General features: G+C 68.4%; 16 protein-coding genes. 10 read left to right on the top strand and 6 right to left on the bottom strand.

The genetic code is table 11. The features are described from left to right. Positions 1–18 precede the first annotated feature (18 nt). Genes moaB through ABDZ92_RS09035 form a run of 3 tightly spaced genes read right to left on the bottom strand, consistent with a single transcriptional unit; the run spans position 19 to position 3,045 of the window. Positions 19–546, bottom strand: a complete 528-nt coding sequence (gene moaB / locus ABDZ92_RS09045; RefSeq protein WP_343762479.1) for a molybdenum cofactor biosynthesis protein B — start codon at positions 544–546, stop codon at positions 19–21. Continuing rightward, positions 536–2,314 (bottom strand): lytic transglycosylase domain-containing protein, encoded by a 1,779-nt coding sequence (locus ABDZ92_RS09040; protein WP_125959596.1) that lies wholly within the window; start codon positions 2,312–2,314, stop codon positions 536–538. The genes moaB and ABDZ92_RS09040 overlap by 11 nt, the downstream gene beginning before the upstream one ends. After that, the gene (locus tag ABDZ92_RS09035; RefSeq protein ID WP_125959597.1) at positions 2,311–3,045 is read right to left on the bottom strand and encodes a uracil-DNA glycosylase; all 735 of its coding nucleotides are present in this window, start codon (positions 3,043–3,045) and stop codon (positions 2,311–2,313) included. The genes ABDZ92_RS09040 and ABDZ92_RS09035 overlap by 4 nt, the downstream gene beginning before the upstream one ends. A 117-nt stretch (positions 3,046–3,162) precedes the next feature. Here ABDZ92_RS09035 and ABDZ92_RS09030 point away from each other — a divergent pair, with 117 nt between their 5' ends. The 7 genes from ABDZ92_RS09030 (at position 3,163) to ABDZ92_RS09000 (ending at position 11,160) form a co-directional block, all read left to right on the top strand. Further along, positions 3,163–4,824, top strand: coding sequence for an electron transfer flavoprotein-ubiquinone oxidoreductase (locus tag ABDZ92_RS09030; protein ID WP_125959598.1), 1,662 nt, complete (start codon positions 3,163–3,165; stop codon positions 4,822–4,824). Continuing rightward, positions 4,793–6,442: a tetratricopeptide repeat protein gene (locus ABDZ92_RS09025; protein ID WP_125959599.1), complete on the top strand. Its 1,650-nt coding sequence runs from the start codon at positions 4,793–4,795 to the stop codon at positions 6,440–6,442. The genes ABDZ92_RS09030 and ABDZ92_RS09025 overlap by 32 nt, the downstream gene beginning before the upstream one ends. Next, positions 6,439–7,269, top strand: a complete 831-nt coding sequence (locus ABDZ92_RS09020; RefSeq protein WP_125959600.1) for a 4-(cytidine 5'-diphospho)-2-C-methyl-D-erythritol kinase — start codon at positions 6,439–6,441, stop codon at positions 7,267–7,269. Before ABDZ92_RS09025 ends, ABDZ92_RS09020 begins: the two co-directional genes overlap by 4 nt. Positions 7,270–7,455: 186 nt before the next feature. Then, the gene (locus tag ABDZ92_RS09015; protein ID WP_125959601.1) at positions 7,456–8,214 is read left to right on the top strand and encodes an N-formylglutamate amidohydrolase; all 759 of its coding nucleotides are present in this window, start codon (positions 7,456–7,458) and stop codon (positions 8,212–8,214) included. After that, positions 8,211–8,579: a hypothetical protein gene (locus ABDZ92_RS09010; RefSeq protein ID WP_125959602.1), complete on the top strand. Its 369-nt coding sequence runs from the start codon at positions 8,211–8,213 to the stop codon at positions 8,577–8,579. Before ABDZ92_RS09015 ends, ABDZ92_RS09010 begins: the two co-directional genes overlap by 4 nt. Beyond that, positions 8,576–9,973: an NAD(P)H-hydrate dehydratase gene (locus tag ABDZ92_RS09005; RefSeq protein ID WP_206432140.1), complete on the top strand. Its 1,398-nt coding sequence runs from the start codon at positions 8,576–8,578 to the stop codon at positions 9,971–9,973. The genes ABDZ92_RS09010 and ABDZ92_RS09005 overlap by 4 nt, the downstream gene beginning before the upstream one ends. Beyond that, a complete protein-coding gene (locus ABDZ92_RS09000; protein WP_272695538.1) occupies positions 9,970–11,160 on the top strand; it encodes a class I SAM-dependent RNA methyltransferase in 1,191 nt (396 codons plus the stop codon). The genes ABDZ92_RS09005 and ABDZ92_RS09000 overlap by 4 nt, the downstream gene beginning before the upstream one ends. On the opposite strand, the gene truA is transcribed toward ABDZ92_RS09000, so the two are convergent. Then, positions 11,150–11,899, bottom strand: coding sequence for a tRNA pseudouridine(38-40) synthase TruA (truA, locus tag ABDZ92_RS08995; RefSeq protein ID WP_125959604.1), 750 nt, complete (start codon positions 11,897–11,899; stop codon positions 11,150–11,152). The two genes, ABDZ92_RS09000 and truA, sit on opposite strands and share 11 nt — an antisense overlap. Continuing rightward, positions 11,896–12,798: a methionyl-tRNA formyltransferase gene (gene fmt, locus ABDZ92_RS08990; protein ID WP_125959605.1), complete on the bottom strand. Its 903-nt coding sequence runs from the start codon at positions 12,796–12,798 to the stop codon at positions 11,896–11,898. Before fmt ends, truA begins: the two co-directional genes overlap by 4 nt. 54 nt (positions 12,799–12,852) lie before the next feature. On the opposite strand from fmt, the gene recR reads away from it, so the two are divergent. Both recR and def read left to right on the top strand, forming a co-directional pair. Further along, positions 12,853–13,449 carry a recombination mediator RecR gene (gene recR / locus ABDZ92_RS08985; RefSeq protein ID WP_125959606.1) on the top strand — a complete coding sequence of 199 codons (597 nt, stop codon included), beginning with the start codon at positions 12,853–12,855 and terminating at the stop codon, positions 13,447–13,449. A gap of 44 nt (positions 13,450–13,493) precedes the next feature. Continuing rightward, positions 13,494–14,018, top strand: a complete 525-nt coding sequence (def, locus tag ABDZ92_RS08980) for a peptide deformylase (protein WP_125959607.1) — start codon at positions 13,494–13,496, stop codon at positions 14,016–14,018. Between the two features lie 37 nt (positions 14,019–14,055). Here the strand turns inward: def and ABDZ92_RS08975 are convergent, their stop codons facing one another. Further along, positions 14,056–15,720, bottom strand: a complete 1,665-nt coding sequence (locus ABDZ92_RS08975; RefSeq protein ID WP_125959608.1) for a formate--tetrahydrofolate ligase — start codon at positions 15,718–15,720, stop codon at positions 14,056–14,058. Positions 15,721–15,869: 149 nt separating this feature from the next. On the opposite strand from ABDZ92_RS08975, the gene ABDZ92_RS08970 reads away from it, so the two are divergent. Continuing rightward, positions 15,870–17,264, top strand: coding sequence for a DNA recombination protein RmuC (locus tag ABDZ92_RS08970; RefSeq protein WP_125959609.1), 1,395 nt, complete (start codon positions 15,870–15,872; stop codon positions 17,262–17,264).

The raw sequence follows: 17,264 nt of genomic DNA, 5'->3' as shown, positions 1-17,264 counted from the left end.
GAATCAACCCCGCGGCAATCAGTGCTCGCGCAGGCGGGGCATCAACTCGACGAAATTGCAGGGCGTGTGGCGGCTATCCAGTTGTGAGGCGAGAATGCCTTCCCAACCGTCGCGAACGGCTCCGGTGGAGCCGGGAAGGGCGAACACATAGGTGCCCCGGGAGACGCAGGCGCAGGCGCGCGATTGGACGGTCGACGTGCCGATCTTCGCATAGCTCAGCCAGCGGAAGAGCTCGCCGAAACCAGGGATCATCTTGTCCGCGACGCGCTCCACGGCTTCGGGCGTGACGTCGCGCCCGGTCACGCCTGTGCCGCCGGTCGTCAGGATACAATCGATCGCCGGATCGTCGATCCATCCGTGCAACCGCCCAACGATCGCGGCAACGTCGTCGGGAAGCAGCGCGCGATCGGCGAGCACATGACCTGCCTCGCTCAACAGCGTGACAAGGGTATCGCCCGACCGATCCTCCGCAAGCGTGCGGGTGTCGGAGACGGTCAGAACAGCAATGCGGACCGGAACGAACGCCCGCGCTGGATCAATTGGCATGGGCGACGGACGAGCGACCGTTGCTGCTGAGACGCACCGCGCCGCCGCCCTTGGCTCCGGGGAACTTCGGCCACATGCCCTGCGCGAGCGCCGCGCGGCTGGCGGAGGTTTTCCCCTCCTGCTTTTCGTACATCCAGTAGTTGCGCAGCACCGACATCACGTAGCCGCGCGTCTCCCAATAGGGGATCGATTCGATGTAGAGGAGCGGATCTCCGCCGTCGTGCGCCTGCAGGTCCCAGGCCTGTACCGGGCTCGGCCCCGCATTATAGGCGGCGATCACCTTGGGCAGCAGCCCGCCGGTCGCCTGCATGTCGCGCAGCTTCTCAAGATAGCTTTGGCCCACTTCGATGTTGGTGGAAGGGCGGGCGAGGGCAGAGCGATCGATCGTCACGCCCTTGGCACGACCGAAGTCGCTCGCGGCTGCCGGCATGATCTGCATCAGGCCAAAGGCGCCCGCGGGGCTCACAACCTGTGGGTTGAACTTCGACTCCTGCAAGGCGTGGGCGTAGACCAGTGCCTTGTCCACGCGCCAACCGCCGTCCGGCGTCCAGTCTGGTGCCGGGTAACGGGCCTCCAGGACGGGCTTCGCCCCGACAGGCGCATTATGAGAAAGCCAAAGCTGCGTCGCCGGCAGGTTCATGCTGCCCGCGACGCGCGTGAGCGCAGCATAGTCGCTGGCATCGCCGATCCTGGCTTGGTGCCGCAGAACCTGGTCGGCCAGTGCCGCCTCGCCGATCTCGGACAGGGCGGCCGCGACACGGACATTCGGGCGCCGTTCCAGTGCCTGCCAGTCCGCCGTCACGCGCTCAGGGGCCGACTTGCGGTCGACCATGCCCAGCGCCTGCCGGGCGAGCAGACCGTAATAGGTTTCGCCATATTGCGCGGCGCTTTGCAGGCGCGGCTGCACCAGGTCCGGACGACCGCACGCGATGTCCGCCCGGGTCGCCCAATAGAGGCCGGCGGAGCGCAGCTCGGTATCGGTGGCACGACGGGCGACGTCGCCGAACGCCACCTGCGCCGCGGCGCAGTCCTTTTGCCGCCATGCGGCGAGGCCCTGCGTCCAGTCCGCCTGCGCAGCCCAGTCGCCTTGCCCCCTCTGTGCGAGCCGCGCGACCCGGCGGGCGTTGCCGTCGTCCCCGGCCACGAAATAGATCCAGGCGACGCGTTGCTGCCATTCCGTCAGCGCCTCAGGCGTGAGCTCGCTCGCACGCTGAGTGAGCAACGCCTCGGCCGCAGGGCCATCGTCGAGCTTGACGAACGGCTTCATGGCGATGGCAAGTTCGGCGGCCACCTGGTCGCTGCGGATCGCGCGCGTCCGGACGCGCGTCGGCGCACCATCGAACCAGGTCATGCGCTGTTGGCTGGGCAGCGCGGGAAGGGAGGCCGCGCCGCGAAGCTGCGCAAGACGCGCGAGCTGCGGCGCCTCCGGGAGTTCGGGCGCTTCCGCCAGAAGCGCGAGCAAAGGCTCCAGCGCGACCTTGGGAGAATTGGGCGCCGTATAGAGCTCGGCACGGGCAATGGCGTGCAGCGGGCCCGGCTTGAGCGCATCGAGCTGAAGCTGTGCATCGGCCCAGCGCGTATCCCGGATCGCTGCGAACACCGAGCGATAGGCTGTGCGCTCTTCGCTGCTCAATTGGCGAGGGACGCCCTCGAGAGCGCCGTGTTTCGCGCTGCCCCGCGCAGGGACGCGACCCTCGTCGAGATCGCTGGCGTTGGCGGCCAGAGGAGCCGCCAGCAACAGGGCGCCTACCGCAAGAGCGATTTTCACGCGTCGTTTTCCTCGATCAACAGCTGCAAGTCGCGCCAGGCCTCCGCCTTGCACATCGGTCGCTCCAGCAGCACCCGCGGGTGGTAGGTAGCGACCGCCTTGCACGCCAAATTGTCATCGCTGAGCACGTCCGAACAGTCGCCGTGCGCGCCAGCCTTCGAGCCGAGCACGGCGCGACTTGCGATCTGGCCGAGCAGCAACAGCCGCCTGGGGCGGACGATCCCCACCAGGTGCCGGGCCATCGCCTCGAGTTCTGCGGCGCTCGCACGTGGCACTCGCCCCGCAAGTGGGCGGGCGACGCAGACGGAGGCGATCAGCGTCTGTTCGCGGGCCAAACCGATCGCCGTCAGCATCCGGTCGAGCAGGTGGCCTTCGGGGCCGGCAAGCAGGTGTCCGGCGCCGGCGTCCGCCTCTTCGGGAACGTCGGTCAGCACCATCAGCTTCGCAGTGGCCGGATCCCCGCTCGGCGCGACGCGCGCCGGCGCCCATTTTGCGTCGGGTGCCTGATCCCCCATGCGGTAGGCGAGGAATTCCTCATAATTGGCCGGATAGCCTGTGCTCGGCGCTGCCGCAGGTGCTGCCGGCGGAAGTGGAGTAGGTGCCGGCAGCGCCTCTGGAACCAACCAATCGCGCGGCCGTTCTTCGACCAGCGTGTCGACACCCGCCTCAAGCCACCAATCCAGTGTGCTTGCCGCGATATTTCGCCAATCGAGATGCTGATCCGCCCCCATCACCCTATATAGGCCACCGGGTTGACGCCGCGGTCAATCTGAATGAATTCCGCTGCCGACAAGACGTTGCAGGTACGCGACGACACGGTGCCGCAGCGAGCGTGGGAGTAGGAGTGCATGAACGAGCGGGAATCAATGCCCTATGACGTCGTGATCGTCGGCGCGGGCCCCGCAGGTCTGTCGGCTGCGATCCGGCTGAAGCAGCTGGCCAACGAGGCCGGTCGCGAGATCGCGGTCTGCGTGCTGGAGAAGGGGTCCGAAGTCGGCGCCCACATCCTCTCTGGAGCGGTGATCGACCCGCGCGCGCTGGACGAGCTTTTGCCGGATTGGCGCGATCAGGGCTGCCCGCTCGCAGAGGTGCCGGTGACGGAGAACCATCACTGGATCCTGAACGCCACGGGCAAGACGGAAATGCCGCACTTCGCGCTGCCGCCGTTCATGTCGAACGAGGGAACCTATACCTGCTCGCTCGGCAGCCTGTGCCGCTGGCTGGCGGAACAGGCCGAGGGTCTCGGCGTCGAGATCTTCCCCGGCTTCGCCGCGGCCGAGGTGCTGTTCCACGAAGATGGATCGGTCAAGGGCGTCGCGACCGGCGACATGGGCATTGCGCGCGACGGTACCCGCAAGCCGGACTGGCAGCCCGGATTGGAGCTCCACGCCAAATATACCTTCCTTGCAGAGGGCGTCCGAGGGCACCTCAGCAAGGAGCTGATCCGCATCTTCGAACTCGCGAAGGATGCGCAGCCGCAGGTCTATGGCATCGGCATCAAGGAGCTTTGGGACATTGCGCCCGAAAAGCATGTGCCCGGACGGGTGATCCACACGCAAGGCTGGCCACTGTCGGAAACCCGCGGCACCAACGGCGGCGGCTTCCTGTATCACCAGGCGAACGGGCAGGTGGCGCTGGGCCTCGTCACCTGGCTCAACTATTCCAATCCCCATCTTTCGCCGTTCCACGAGATGCAGCGGTGGAAGACGCATCCGGAGATCGCCAAGATCCTGGAGGGCGGCAAGCGCGTGTCCTATGGCGCGCGTGCGATCAACGACGGCGGCTGGCAATCCGTACCCAAGCTGGTCTTCCCCGGCGGCGCCCTGATCGGCTGCTCGGCAGGCTTCGTGAACGTGCCGCGGATCAAGGGCACGCATACGGCGATGAAAACCGCGATGCTCGCGGCCGAGGCCGCCTTCGACGCCATCGTGGCCGAACGCGCCGGCGACACGCTCGACGCATATCCCCGCGCCTATGAGGCGAGCTGGGTGTATGAGGAATTGCGCAAGGTCCGCAACGTGGTGCCGCTGGTCAAGAAGTTCGGCGACTTCGTCGGCTCGGGGCTCTCCGGCATCACCATGTGGGCCGAGCATTGGGGCATCCGCATGCCGTTCACGATGCGCCACCATCCGGATCACGAGAGCCTTTGGCGCAAGGATCAGGTCCAGCCGATCGCCTATCCGAAGCCGGACGGGAAGCTGACGTTCGACCGTCTTTCCTCGGTGTTCCTGTCGAACACCAACCATGAGGAGGATCAGCCGGTCCACCTCACGCTGCGCGATCCCGACATTCCGATCGATTACGACCTGCCGATGTTCGACGAGCCGGCGCAGCGTTATTGTCCCGCGGGGGTCTACGAGGTGGTGGAGACCGAGGGCGCCAAGCCGCGCTTCGTGATCAACGCCCAGAACTGCGTCCACTGCAAGACCTGCGACATCAAGGATCCGACGCAAAACATCAACTGGGTGGTGCCTGAGGGTGGGGGAGGACCGAACTATCCCAACATGTAAGCGCCTGCTGCTGAGCGCCGTCGCGTCAGCGGGTGTTGCCGTTGCGCCGCCTGCCGCCGCCGCCGAGGAGAACCTGCCCGCCTATGTTCGTGCACGCGCGGCGGATGCGGACGGCGCTGTGGACGCGGCTGCACGCTATTACGCGCTCGCACTCGCTGCCCGGCCCGGCAGTGAAGTGGTCGCAATCCGTGCGTATCGCGAGGGGCTGGCGAGCGGAGACCTCGCGCTTGCCCGCAAGTCGCTGGCGGTGCTGACGCGTGCGGGCGTTGCGCCGCCAGATGCCGCTGTTCTCGAGTTCGCGGATGCGGTGGTGGCTCGGCAGCCGGATCGTGCGTCTGGGGCAGTGGAGGCGCTTGGCGAAGGTCCGCTCGACTTCCTGCAACCGGTGCTTGCCGCATGGCTTGCGCTCGATCGGGGCGCCCCGGCAGCCGCACTGCAGTTCGCCTCGCGAGAAGGCGACGCCCTCGACCGCCGCTATGCGTCCGAGAACCACGCGCTGATCCTCCTCGCAAGCGGTCGCACGGCAGAGGGGGTGGTGGCGGTCCAAGCACAACTCGGCGCCCTGCAGGAGGACCAGCAGTTCCGGCTGGCCGCCGCCACGCTGCTCGCGGGTAAGGGCAAGCGAGACGCCGCGCGGGCTTTGCTGGCTGGAGAGGATCCCGTGCTCGCGCTCTACCGCCAGCGGCTGGGGCGGGGTGCAAAGGGCGGCGCAAGGTTCGGGGCCTCGCGCTTCCTGACGCGCGTTGCCAAGGATCTCGCGTCCGAGGAGACCGCGTCCCTCGCGATCGCCCTCGCGCGTGCGGCCCTGGTCCTCGATCCGCGCTACGACCGGGCACGGATCGCACTCGCCGACGCGCTGTCGCTGGAGGGCGCCGATGCCAAGGCGCATCAGGCGCTGGCGGCGATCTCCGCCGGAAGCCCGTTTGCTCGCGAGGGGCGTGCCGCAGAGGCGGCCGTGCTGGCGCGCGCCGGCGAGGAGGATGCCGCCATCGCTGCAGCCGCGGTGCTCTCCTCCGGCTCCGATAGCAGCGGGGAGGATGCACGCCGGCTGGGAGACCTGCTCGCCGAGAAGAGTCGGTTCGTGGAGGCCGCTGCTGCTTATGCGACGGCGCTCGATCGGGAAGGGGAACCGCCGGACTGGACGTTGCTGCTCCAGCGAGGGGCAGCGCTGGAGCAGGCGGGACGGTGGGACGAGGCGCTGCCGGTCTTGCGCCGCGCCGTCGAGGTCGCGCCCGCAGAGCCGCTGGTCCTCAATTATCTCGGCTATGCACAGGTCGAGCGGAACCAGAACCTGCCTGCAGCCATCGCGATGCTCGAGCAGGCCCATCAGCTTGCCCCGGAGGATCTCAACATCGCGGATTCGCTTGGATGGGCCTATTATCGACAGGGGAACGCGGCCCGGGCTCTGCCGCTGCTGGAGCAGGCAGCCCGTGCCAACGAGGTGAGCGGGACGGTGCAGGAACATCTGGGAGACGTGCTTTGGCGGCTCGGCCGCCGCTATGAAGCACGCTATGCTTGGTCCGCTGCCCGTCTGGACGCGGACCCGTCGAAGGATGCGCAGTTGGCGGAGAAGGTCCTGCAAGGATTGCCCGCGGCCTCGGCGTCGCCTCGCTCATGATCCGCGAAGTGGCTCGCGCGAAGCTCAACCTCGCGCTTCATGTCCGGCACCGCCGTCCCGATGGCTATCACGCTCTAGAGACCCTGTTCGCGTTCGTTGAGGACGGCGATCTGCTGACGGTTGCCGACGCCGAGGCGGACAGCTTCGTCATCACCGGCCCGTTCGCGGGCACGCTCCAGGCGGAGGGCGACAATCTCGTCACGCGCGCCCGCGATCGTTTCCGCATGGCCTTCTGTGATGATCGACCCTGCGCAATTCTGCTCGACAAGCGGCTTCCGGTCGCGTCCGGCATCGGCGGCGGATCGGCCGATGCGGCAGCAACGCTTCGGGCGCTCGCGACTCGCGCGGGGGTACGGCACGACGATCCGGACCTGCTCGCCTGTGCGGACGCGCTCGGATCGGACCTACCGGCGTGCCTGCTCAGCCGAACGGCGATCGGGCGGGGGCGCGGTGAGGATCTGGTGCCGGTGGACGGTCTCACCGGTATACCTGCGTTGCTGGTGAACCCGGGCGTGGGCGTCTCCACGGCAGCGGTGTTCGGCCGCTGGGACGGCGTCGACCGTGGGCCGATCGGCAGCGGGAACCTGCTGGAGGTCGCCTGTTCCGGCCGCAATGACCTGGAGCCTTCGGCACGGTCGCTCGCACCTGCCATCGACGCCGTGCTCGCCCTTCTGGAGCACCAGCCCCGTACCCGTTTGGTGCGGATGTCGGGTTCGGGCGCGACTTGCTTCGCCTTGTTCGAGGACACACCCGCCTGCGCTTCGGCAGCCGAGGCGGTCCGGGATGCCGAGCCCGCGTGGTGGTGTCTCGAAACGGCACTGATCTAGGGTGGGAATCCCGCGGCGGGACGAAGGGGCGGGCTTTGTAGGATTGCAGCCGTGTCTGCGGTCGGGCCTAAGCAGTGAGCGGATCAGACGCCGTCAGCGGACGTCCGTGGATGGCCCCTGCCTCGTGCAGGCGCCATCCTCCCGTCCGGGGGTGACAGCCGGCCGTTCCTGGGGCAGGTCGCTGCCATGTCAGACCGCAGCCCTGCCGTATCCTCTTCCGACCCGAACGATCTTTTGCCCGCCGAGCGGATCGACGGCATCGCAGGCGGCGTGCTGCTGCTATGCGATCATGCGTCCAACCACGTCCCGGCAGACATCGGCCTTGGCGTGCTGCCCGCCTTGCTGGATCTGCACATCGGCTACGACATCGGCGCGGCCGCGCTGACCCGCAGCCTCGCATCAAGCCTGGGTGTGCCGGCCGTCCTCGGCACCGTTTCCCGGCTGGTGATCGACCTTCATCGGGAGCCCGACCACAGCGGTCTCATCCCGGCTCTGAGCGATGGCCACGCGATCCCCGGCAACCAGGGGGCCGATCGGTCCACCCGCGTGGAGCGGTTCCACATTCCCTATCACGCCGCGATCGAACAGGCGGTGCAGGACTATCGGCCCGAGCTGGTCGTGGCGATCCACAGCTTCACGCCGCGGCTCGCGAGCGATGGCCGCGAACGGCCCTGGCAGGTGGGGATTCTCTACAACGAGGACAGTCGGGCGGCGCACCCCGCGATCCGGGTGCTTCGGGAGCGGGGTTTTGTCACGGGAGACAATGAGCCCTATTCCGGACGCGAGCTCAACGCGACGCTCAATCGGCATGCGGAGGCGCATGGCATCCCGAGCATGTCCATCGAGGTTCGCAACGACCTGATCGAAGACGAACACGGCGTAGCCGAGTGGTCGACGATCCTCGCAGATGTCATCGCTCAGGTGCGTGCGGAGCTCGTGCGATGACGGCGGCGTTCTGGCGATGCGGCGGCACCGGGCTTCTGTCGCTGATGCTCGCAGCGTGCGGCGACGCCGGGCCGCCTGAGCCTCCCCGCGGCTTGCGGATCGCCTGCGCAGCGGAGGGTACGCAGTTGGCGCAGAACTGCTTGGTCGAACAAAGTGAGGGGCAGCAGGGCCTGGTGTTGACCGTGCGGCGTGCCGATGGCGGCTTCCGGCGTCTTCTCGTCGCCAGGGACGGGAGCGGCGTCACTGCCGCGGACGGCGCGGAGCCGGCGGTCGTGCGCTTGCGGTCGCCCAGCGAGATCGAGGTGCAGATCGGCGGCGATCGGTACCGTTTGCCTGCACGTGTAGACGGAGCGGCTGGGGCATGAGGATCCTGCCTCCAGGCGCCCCCATCCTGCGTGCAGACGAGATGCGGGCTGCCGAGCAGCGCTGCTTCGGTGCCGGCGTCTCCCAATCCGAACTGATGGAGCGTGCCTCGCTCGCCGTTGCGCGGGAAGTCGCCCGGCTGGGCGCGGGGCAGCCGGCGCTGGTGCTTGCGGGACCGGGGAACAACGGCGGCGATGCCTATGGCGTCGCGAGGCTGCTGCGCGACTGGGGCCATGACGTGGCAGTCGCGGCGATTGGCCGGCCTGCGAGCGGTGCGGCCGCAGCCAATGCCGCGGCGTGGCAGGGGCAGGTGGAGAGCCTGGAGCAGGTGAGCCCAAGGCCGATCCTGGTCGACGGCCTGTTCGGTACCGGCATGTCGCGCGCGCTGGACGCTCCCGTAGCCGCCCACCTGGCGCGGCTCGTTGCGGCGGCCTCCGTTTCAGTGGCGATCGATATCCCCTCGGGTATCGAGACCGACACCGGCCTCGATCTGGGCGCCCCGGACGGGATAACGTCCACCGTGGCGCTCGGCGCGCTCAAGCCGGCGCATCTGCTCGGCGCCGGCCTCTCCAAGTGCGGCCACGTCCTGGTTGCCGACATCGGCGTGGAGATGGTCACTGACTGGCGCAGCATCGCACGTCCGACCATGCAGGCTCCGAAAGCACAGGCGCATAAATATGATCGTGGGCTGGTGGTCGTGGTCGCCGGCAGCATGGCCGGAGCCTCTCGTCTCGCGGCGCGCGCGGCGCTTCACGGTGGCGCCGGCTATGTGATCCTGGCGGCGCCGGAGCCTGCCACCGGCGGCCCCGACGCCATCGTCCACCGCACGATCGACGGCGGGGATGCGCTCGCCGACCTGCTCGCGGACCCGCGCATCGGCGCGGTGGTGATCGGACCTGGCCTCGGCCGGGACGCAGCGGCCATGGACCTCCTCGAGGCGGCGATCGACTGCGAGCGGGATCTGGTGATCGACGGCGACGCGCTCAGCCTGCTGGGCGAGACCGCTGCCGAACGTCTGCGCACCCGCAAGGCCGCGACGCTGCTTACCCCTCACTCGGGCGAGTTCGCGCGCATGTTCGATGCCGCCGGCAGCAAGATCGAGGCGACACTCGCTGCCGCCAGGAACAGCGGCGCTACGGTGATCCACAAGGGCGCGGACACGGTCATCGCGTGGGTTGGCGGCAAGGCCGTGGTCGCATCCGCGGCATCGTCGTGGCTGTCGACCGCCGGTACCGGCGACGTCCTGGCGGGGCTCGTCGCCGCGCGCCACGCCGCCGGTGGCAGCGCAGACGAAGCCGTGTGGCTGCACAGCCGCGCCGCGCGACTTGCCGGCCCCGCGTTCGCAGCCGACGACCTGATCGCCCGAATCCCAGTCGCAATGGGAGAATGCCTGTGAGCGGCGATCTGATCGTGCGCGTGGCGGCCCGCGGCGAGGGCATCTCCGCTGACGGCCGTCACGTAGCCTTTGCGGCCCCCGGCGACCGGCTGCTCCCCGACAACAGCGTGGTGCCCGGTTCCCATCATCAGGTGCCACCCTGCCGGCATTTCCCGGCGTGCGGCGGCTGCCAACTCCAGCATCTCGACGAAGAAAGCTACGCCCTGTTCGTGCGCGATCGCGTGCTTGGCGCGCTTTCGACTCAGAACCTGGCGACGGAAGTCCTTCCCGCGCTTGTCTCGCCGCCGCGCACCCGGCGTCGCGCAACGCTGCATGCCGAGCGTCGCGGAAGACAGGTGTTGCTCGGCTTCACGGAGACCGGCAGCCACCGCATTGTCGACATGATGGAATGCCACGTGCTGCTTCCGGAGCTGTTCGCGCTGGTCGCGCCGCTGCGGACGCTGCTGGCGGCCATGCTGGGAAAGCGCCGCGCGGACGTGCATCTGGCGCAGACCGATCGCGGCGTCGACGTGCTGATCACCGGCTCCCTCGGCGACAAGCTTGCCGAAGTGGAGGCGCTGACCGGCTTTGCGGAGCGGCACGGCCTCGCCCGCCTGTCGGTGGATGATGGCTATGGTCCGGAGACCCGGTGGGAGCCGGAGCCCGCGACGATCAGCTTCGCAGGCGTGCCGGTCGCGCTGCAGCCGGGGGCCTTCCTGCAGGCTACGCGAGAAGGCGAGGCGGCTTTGGTCGCGGGCGTGAAGGACGCGGTCGGGGGCGCTCCAATCGTTGCAGACCTGTTCGCCGGACTGGGCACCTTCTCGCTCGCGTTGGCAGAGCGCGCCAAGGTGTATGCGGGCGAGGCAGCGCGTGAGCCGATCCTGGCGCTAAAGGCCGCTGCCTCGCGCGCCGGCCGCCCCGTATTTGCCGAGCATCGGGACCTCTACCGCCGCCCGCTGGCGCCTGCCGAACTCGATCGGTTCTCGGCAGTCGTGATCGATCCGCCGCGTGCCGGTGCTCGCGAGCAGGCAGCAGCGATCGCCGCCAGCAAGGTGCCGGTCGTGGCGTATGTTTCGTGCAATCCCAGCAGCTTCGCACGAGATGTGAAGATGATGTGCGAGAGCGGCTACCGGCTCGACTGGGTGCAGCCGGTTGGCCAGTTCCGCTGGTCCACCCATGTCGAGCTGGTGGCGCGGCTCAGCCGCTAGCGGGGTACACGGCGCCGGTGAAGTAGAGCCCGTCCGGCGGCGCATTGAGGCCCAGCCGCGAGCGATCGCGCGCGGCGAGCACCTCGCGCACCTGCTCTGGGCGCCAGCGTCCTTGCCCCACCAAGGCGAGGCATCCGACCATCGAGCGAACCTGGTGGTGCAGGAACGAACGGGCGGCGGCGTGGATGAGCACGCGGTCGCCACGCCGTTCGACGTCCAGTTGATCGAGGGTGCGTAGCGGGCTCTCGGCTTGGCAATGCGCGGAGCGGAAGGTCGTGAAGTCGTGCCGCCCGACGAGATACTGCGCCGCGGTTTGCATCGCATCGACATCGAGCGGTTGCGGCACTTGCCAGGCGAGACCCGCTTCCCAGGTGAGCGGCGCCCGCCGGTTGACGATCCGGTATTCGTAGGAGCGACCGACGCACGAGAAGCGGGCGTGCCAGTCGTCCTCCACCGCCTCGCAGGCGAGAATGGCGACGGGATCCGGCCGCAGATGCGCGTTCAGCGCTTCCATGAGGCGGAAGGGCAGGATGGTCTTTTCGATTTCGACGTGCGCCCGCATGGCGAGCGCATGGACGCCTGCGTCCGTGCGGCCGGCAGCGTGCACCGCGACCTGCTCACCGGTGACCCGCCAAGCCGCTTCCTCGATCGCCTGCTGTACGCTCGGCCCGTGCGATTGCCGTTGCCAGCCCATGAAGGGGCGGCCGTCATATTCGACCGTCAGCGCAAACCGGCTCACGACAGCAGCGTGCCCGCGGGAATGGGGAAGCCGCGCAGCAGGTCTGCCGCAGGCATGGCGCCCCGGCCGGCGCGCTGAAGCAGGGTGGGCCGGATCGCCCCCGTGTTGCACGCGATCGTAAGCCGCTCGTCCAGCACGGTGCCCGGGGCGCCGGTCTCGTCCGAGACGTCCGCCGCCAGGACACGAAAGCGCTCGCCATCAAGTTCGAAAAATGCCGTCGGATGAAACGCCCGGACCTGCCGCTCTACCGCGTCCGCTGCCGCATCGAAGCGCAGCCGTGCCTCGGACTTGTCGAGCTTCGCGGCATAGGTGACGCCAGTTTCCGGTTGGGGAACAGGCGGATAGGCGTCGATGTTGCCAAGTACTTCGACCATTGCCGCGCCACCTAGTTGCGCAAGGCGATCCGTCAGTTCGGCGGCCGTGTCCCTGCCGGTCGGCGTGCGTAGCGCATGCCGCACCGGGCCGGTGTCCAGCCCAGCCTCCATCTGCATGATGCCGACGCCCGTCTCGACGTCGCCGGCGAGGATCGCCCGCTGCACGGGCGCGGCGCCCCGCCACCGCGGCAGCAGCGAGGCGTGGACGTTGAGACAGCCGAGCCGCGGCGCATCCAGAACCGCCTGCGGCAGGATGAGCCCATAGGCCGCGACGACTGCCACGTCCGCGCCCAACGCTGCGAAGTCCGCTTGGGCTTCGGCAGTGCGCAACGTCGTCGGGTGCCGGACCGGGATCCCGAGCGCTTCGGCGCGGGCGTGCACCGGCGTCGGGGTCGGCGCCTTGCCGCGGCGGCCTCCTGCACGCGGCGGCTGCGTGTAGACGGTGACGATCTCGTGCCCGGCAGCCACCAGTGCGTCCAGGATCGTGACCGCAAAGCCCGGCGTGCCCATGAAGATGATGCGCATCCGCGCTCTCGACACGCTAGCGGCCCGGCACGCAACCCCCTATCTGTCGTAGCGATGGCTTCCCCAGAGATCGAGGCGCTGACGCAGGCGCTGTCCCGCTTGCCGGGCCTTGGCCCACGCTCCGCGCGTCGGGCCGTATTGCACCTCATCAAGAAGCGCGAAACGGCGCTGGTTCCGCTGCTCGGCGCCTTGGAGCGGGTGAGCGAGCGGCTGTCCACCTGCTCGGTCTGCGGCAATGTCGATACCAGCGACCCTTGCGCCGTCTGTGCCGATCCGCGGCGGGACGCGCGTGCGCTGTGCGTCGTGGAGGAAGTGGCGGATCTGTGGGCCTTGGAGCGCTCCCGCTTGTTCCCAGGCCGCTTCCACGTTCTGGGTGGGCGGCTGTCGGCGCTCGAGGGCGTTCGCCCGGAGGATCTCGCCATCGACCGGCTCGTCGCGCGCGTGGCCGATGGCGGCGTCGACGAGGTGGTGCTCGCGATGAACGCGACGCTGGAGGGACAGACGACTGCGCACTATCTGGCAGAGCGGATCGAGGCCTATCCGGTACGGATCACGCAGCTGGCGCATGGCTTGCCGGTGGGCGGCGAGCTGGATTATCTGGACGAGGGCACCCTGGCACAGGCGTTGCGTGCCCGGCGGCCCGTGGTGTGAGTGCATCGCTTGACGTGCCGGGGGGGCTTACCTAGCTAGCGCCCATGGCCATCCTGCCCATCATCGAGATTCCCGATCCGCGCCTGCGGCTGATTTCCACCCCCGTGGAAGCGGTCGACGACGAGGTTCGCACGCTCATCGCCGACATGTTCGACACGATGTACGACGCGCCCGGCATCGGCCTTGCGGCGATCCAGGTTGCGGTGCCCAAGCGGGTACTGGTGATCGACCTGCAGGAGCAGGAGGATGAAGAGGGCAAGCCGGTCAAGGAGCCGCGCGCCTTCGTCAATCCCGAGATCCTCGAAACCTCCGACGAATGCTCCCTGTACAAGGAGGGCTGCCTGTCGATCCCGGACCAGTTTGCGGATGTCGAGCGGCCGGCGCGCTGCCGCGTACGCTGGCTGGACGAGCAGGGGGCCGAGCATGATGAGTGGCTCGAGGGGCTGCTCGCGACCTGTCTCCAGCACGAGATGGACCATCTGAACGGCGTGCTGTTCATCGATCACCTCTCGCGGCTGAAGCGGGAGATGGTCATCAAGCGGCTCAACAAGGCGCGCAAGGCGGCCTGATCGCGGCGGCGGGGCATCGTCCCGCCCCCCGGTCCCCTCACGAGAGTCCGTCGATCTGCCCGGCCGCGTTGACGCGGATGCCCTCTGCTGCGGGTACCCGCGGTAGGCCCGGCATGGTCATGATCTCTCCGCAGATGGCGACCACAAATCCCGCGCCCGCGGCGAGGCGCACTTCGCGCACGTGCACCACATGTCCCGATGGAGCGCCAAGCCTGGTCGGATCGGTCGAGAAGCTGTACTGAGTTTTCGCCATGCAAACCGGCAGGTCGCCGAAGCCGTCGGCTTCCCAGCGACGAAGCTGCGCGAGGACGCTCGCGTCTGCCACCGCCTCCTCGGCATGGTAGATCCGCTTCGCGACCGTGTTGATCTTGTCGAACAGGCTCAGGCGATCGTCATAGAGCGGCATGAACCGCGCCGAGCCCGAGTCCGCCAGCGCCGCGACCGCCTCCGCCAGTTCGCCAGCGCCCGCTCCGCCATCGGAGAAGTGGGTGCAGACCACCGCCTCGCAACCCTGTGCCGCGGCGATCGCGCGCACGGCCGCGATCTCCTCTTCCGTGTCCGAAGCAAAGCGGTTGATCGCCACCACCGCCGGTACGCCGAACTGCGCGACGTTCTCCAGGTGGCGCATCAGGTTCGCGCCACCCCGCTGCACGGCGGCAACATCGGGCGCCGCGAGATCCGCCTTCGCGACCCCGCCGTTCATCTTGAGCGCCCGCACAGTGGCCACGATCACCACCGCATCCGGTGCGAGCTCGGCCATCCGACACTTGATGTCGAAGAACTTCTCCGCGCCCAGATCAGCCCCGAACCCCGCTTCCGTCACGACATAGTCGGCGAGGCCGAGTGCGGTGCGCGTGGCGATCACCGAGTTGCAGCCATGCGCGATGTTGGCGAAGGGGCCGCCATGGACAAAGGCGGGGGTGCCCTCCAGAGTTTGGACGAGGTTGGGCTTCACGGCCTGGGCGAGCAGCGCCGCCATCGCCCCCGCGGCATTCAGATCGCGCGCGGTGACGGCGCGGCGGTGGGCGGTGTAGCCGACGATGATGCGGCCCAGGCGGGCCTCCAGGTCGGCGAGGTCGCTCGCCAGGCAGAGGATCGCCATCACCTCGGAAGCGACCGTAATGTCGAACCCGGATTCGCGGGGGTAGCCGTTGGTGGCACCGCCTAGGGAGTGGACGATGTCGCGCAACGCGCGGTCATTCATGTCGACGACCCGGCGCCAGGTGATGCGGCGCACGTCCAGCCCCAGGGCACTGCCCCAGTAGATGTGATTGTCGATCATGGCGGCGAGCAGGTTGTGGGCACTGGTGATCGCATGGAAATCGCCGGTGAAGTGGAGGTTGATGTCCTCCATCGGTACAACCTGCGCATAGCCGCCGCCGGCTGCCCCGCCCTTGGTGCCGAAGCAGGGGCCAAGCGATGGCTCGCGCAGGCACAGCGCGGTGCGGCGGCCGCTCCGCGAAAGGGCGTCGGCAAGCCCGACCGAGGTCGTGGTCTTGCCTTCGCCGGCGGGCGTGGGATTGATCGCCGTGACCAGGATCAGCTTGCCGGTCGCATCCCGCTTCGGCAGCCCGTCGACCGCGATCTTGGCCTTGTGATGGCCATAGGGTTCCACCGCCTGAGGCGGAATGTCGAGCTTCGCCGCTACTTCGGTGATCGGGAGCAGGGTTGCGGCGCGCGAGATTTCGATGTCGGTCGGCATCGGTGCGGCTTAGGCGAGCGGGGTGCCGGCGGGAAGGGTGGTTGGACAGGCTCTGGTGCGGAGCGCCCGGCACGTTGCCGATGTTCTGCTTGTGACCTCTTGGGCGGACGCGTAAGTTCCGGGTTCGTTCGCGTGAGGGGTTTGAGTTGATGGACGCTGTGGTTCTGCTGGTGATCGTGGTGGCGATGGTCGTGGGGCTCGCGCTTGGCTGGTTCCTCGGGCAGCGTGGCATCGCCGAAGCGCGGGGCGAGAGGGATCGGCGAGAGGCCGATTTCAAGGCGGCGATCGCGGATCTCGCGCTGGCAAGCGAACGCGCCAAAGAGGCGGGCACCCTGCGCCAGGAGGTCGAGGGACTCCGTCGCGACCTCCAGACGGAGCGGGTCGAGCATGCGCGATTGAAGGCCACCGCCGAGGCGTTCGACGAGCGCCTCCAGGAGTTCAAGGACGCGCGCGAGGCGATGTCGGCGCAGTTCCGTGAGACTGCCCAGGTGATGCTGGACGGGGCGCAGCGGACCTTCCTGGAGCGCGCGAGCGAGCGGTTCCAGCAGGCGGGCGAAACCAACGAGATGAAGCTGAAGGCGCTGCTGGCACCCGTCGAGCAGACGCTACAGCGCTATGAGCAGAACGTCAGCAAGGTCGAGGGCGAGCGCAAGGAGGCCTACGGCAACCTTGCGGGGCTGATGGACGCGATGCGCATCGGGCAGGAGTCGGTGAAGAGCGAGGCAGCGAAGCTCGTCAACGCGCTGCGCTCCGCGCCCAAGGCGCGCGGGCGCTGGGGCGAGCAGCAGCTCCGCAACGTCCTGGAGACCTGCGGGCTGGCCGAACACACCGACTTCGCGATGGAGGTGAGCGTCGAGAGCGAGGGCGGGCGGCTTCGTCCCGACGCCATCGTCCGCGTCCCTGGCGGCAAGAGCTTGGTGATCGATGCCAAGGTGTCGCTGAACGCCTATCAGGACGCACATGGCGCGCTCGACGAACGCGAACGCGCGACCCACATGCAAGCGCACGTGGTGTCAATGAAGACGCACATCACGCAGCTGGGGGCGAAGTCGTACCAGGCGCAGTTCGACGATACGCCCGACTATGTCATCATGTTCGTGCCGGGCGAGCACTTCCTCTCGGCGGCCCTGGAGCATGCGCCGGATCTATGGGACTTCGCCTTCGATCGTCGGGTGCTGATCGCCACCCCGACCAACCTGATCGCGATCGCCCGTACGGTGGCGGCGGTCTGGCGGCAGGAGAAGCTTGCTGGCGAAGCCCGCCAGATCGCGGAGCTGGGCAAGGAGCTTCATACCCGTCTCTGCACTATGGGGACCCATGTCGCGAAGCTCGGCAAGAACCTGGAGACCGCGACCAGCGCCTACAACGCCTTCGTCGGCAGCCTGGAGTCGCAGGTGCTGACTTCCGCCAAGCGCTTCGAGACGCTCAACATCGATACGGCGGGCAAGTCGCTCGATCCGCTCCCGGTCGTGGAGCAGACGACCCGGCCGCTGACCAAGTTGGCAGCGGTCCTGCCGGCAGCGGAACCCGAGCCGGCCGAGTGA

It is taken from the genome of Sphingomonas molluscorum, from assembly GCF_039522995.1.
Classification (GTDB): Bacteria; Pseudomonadota; Alphaproteobacteria; order Sphingomonadales; family Sphingomonadaceae; genus Sphingomonas; species Sphingomonas molluscorum.
This window is presented reverse-complemented; position numbering and strand designations above follow the sequence as displayed.

Bases quoted from the DNA above. Each gene is read 5' to 3' on its own strand.
- moaB (WP_343762479.1), bottom strand. From the start codon at position 546: ATGCCAATTGATCCAGCGCGGGCGTTCGTTCCGGTCCGCATTGCTGTT.
- ABDZ92_RS09035 (WP_125959597.1), bottom strand. From the start codon at position 3,045: ATGGGGGCGGATCAGCATCTCGATTGGCGAAATATCGCGGCAAGCACA.
- ABDZ92_RS09030 (WP_125959598.1), top strand. From the start codon at position 3,163: ATGAACGAGCGGGAATCAATGCCCTATGACGTCGTGATCGTCGGCGCG.
- ABDZ92_RS09020 (WP_125959600.1), top strand. From the start codon at position 6,439: ATGATCCGCGAAGTGGCTCGCGCGAAGCTCAACCTCGCGCTTCATGTC.
- ABDZ92_RS09015 (WP_125959601.1), top strand. From the start codon at position 7,456: ATGTCAGACCGCAGCCCTGCCGTATCCTCTTCCGACCCGAACGATCTT.
- ABDZ92_RS09010 (WP_125959602.1), top strand. From the start codon at position 8,211: ATGACGGCGGCGTTCTGGCGATGCGGCGGCACCGGGCTTCTGTCGCTG.
- ABDZ92_RS09005 (WP_206432140.1), top strand. From the start codon at position 8,576: ATGAGGATCCTGCCTCCAGGCGCCCCCATCCTGCGTGCAGACGAGATG.
- fmt (WP_125959605.1), bottom strand. From the start codon at position 12,798: ATGCGCATCATCTTCATGGGCACGCCGGGCTTTGCGGTCACGATCCTG.
- recR (WP_125959606.1), top strand. From the start codon at position 12,853: ATGGCTTCCCCAGAGATCGAGGCGCTGACGCAGGCGCTGTCCCGCTTG.
- def (WP_125959607.1), top strand. From the start codon at position 13,494: ATGGCCATCCTGCCCATCATCGAGATTCCCGATCCGCGCCTGCGGCTG.
- ABDZ92_RS08975 (WP_125959608.1), bottom strand. From the start codon at position 15,720: ATGCCGACCGACATCGAAATCTCGCGCGCCGCAACCCTGCTCCCGATC.
- ABDZ92_RS08970 (WP_125959609.1), top strand. From the start codon at position 15,870: ATGGACGCTGTGGTTCTGCTGGTGATCGTGGTGGCGATGGTCGTGGGG.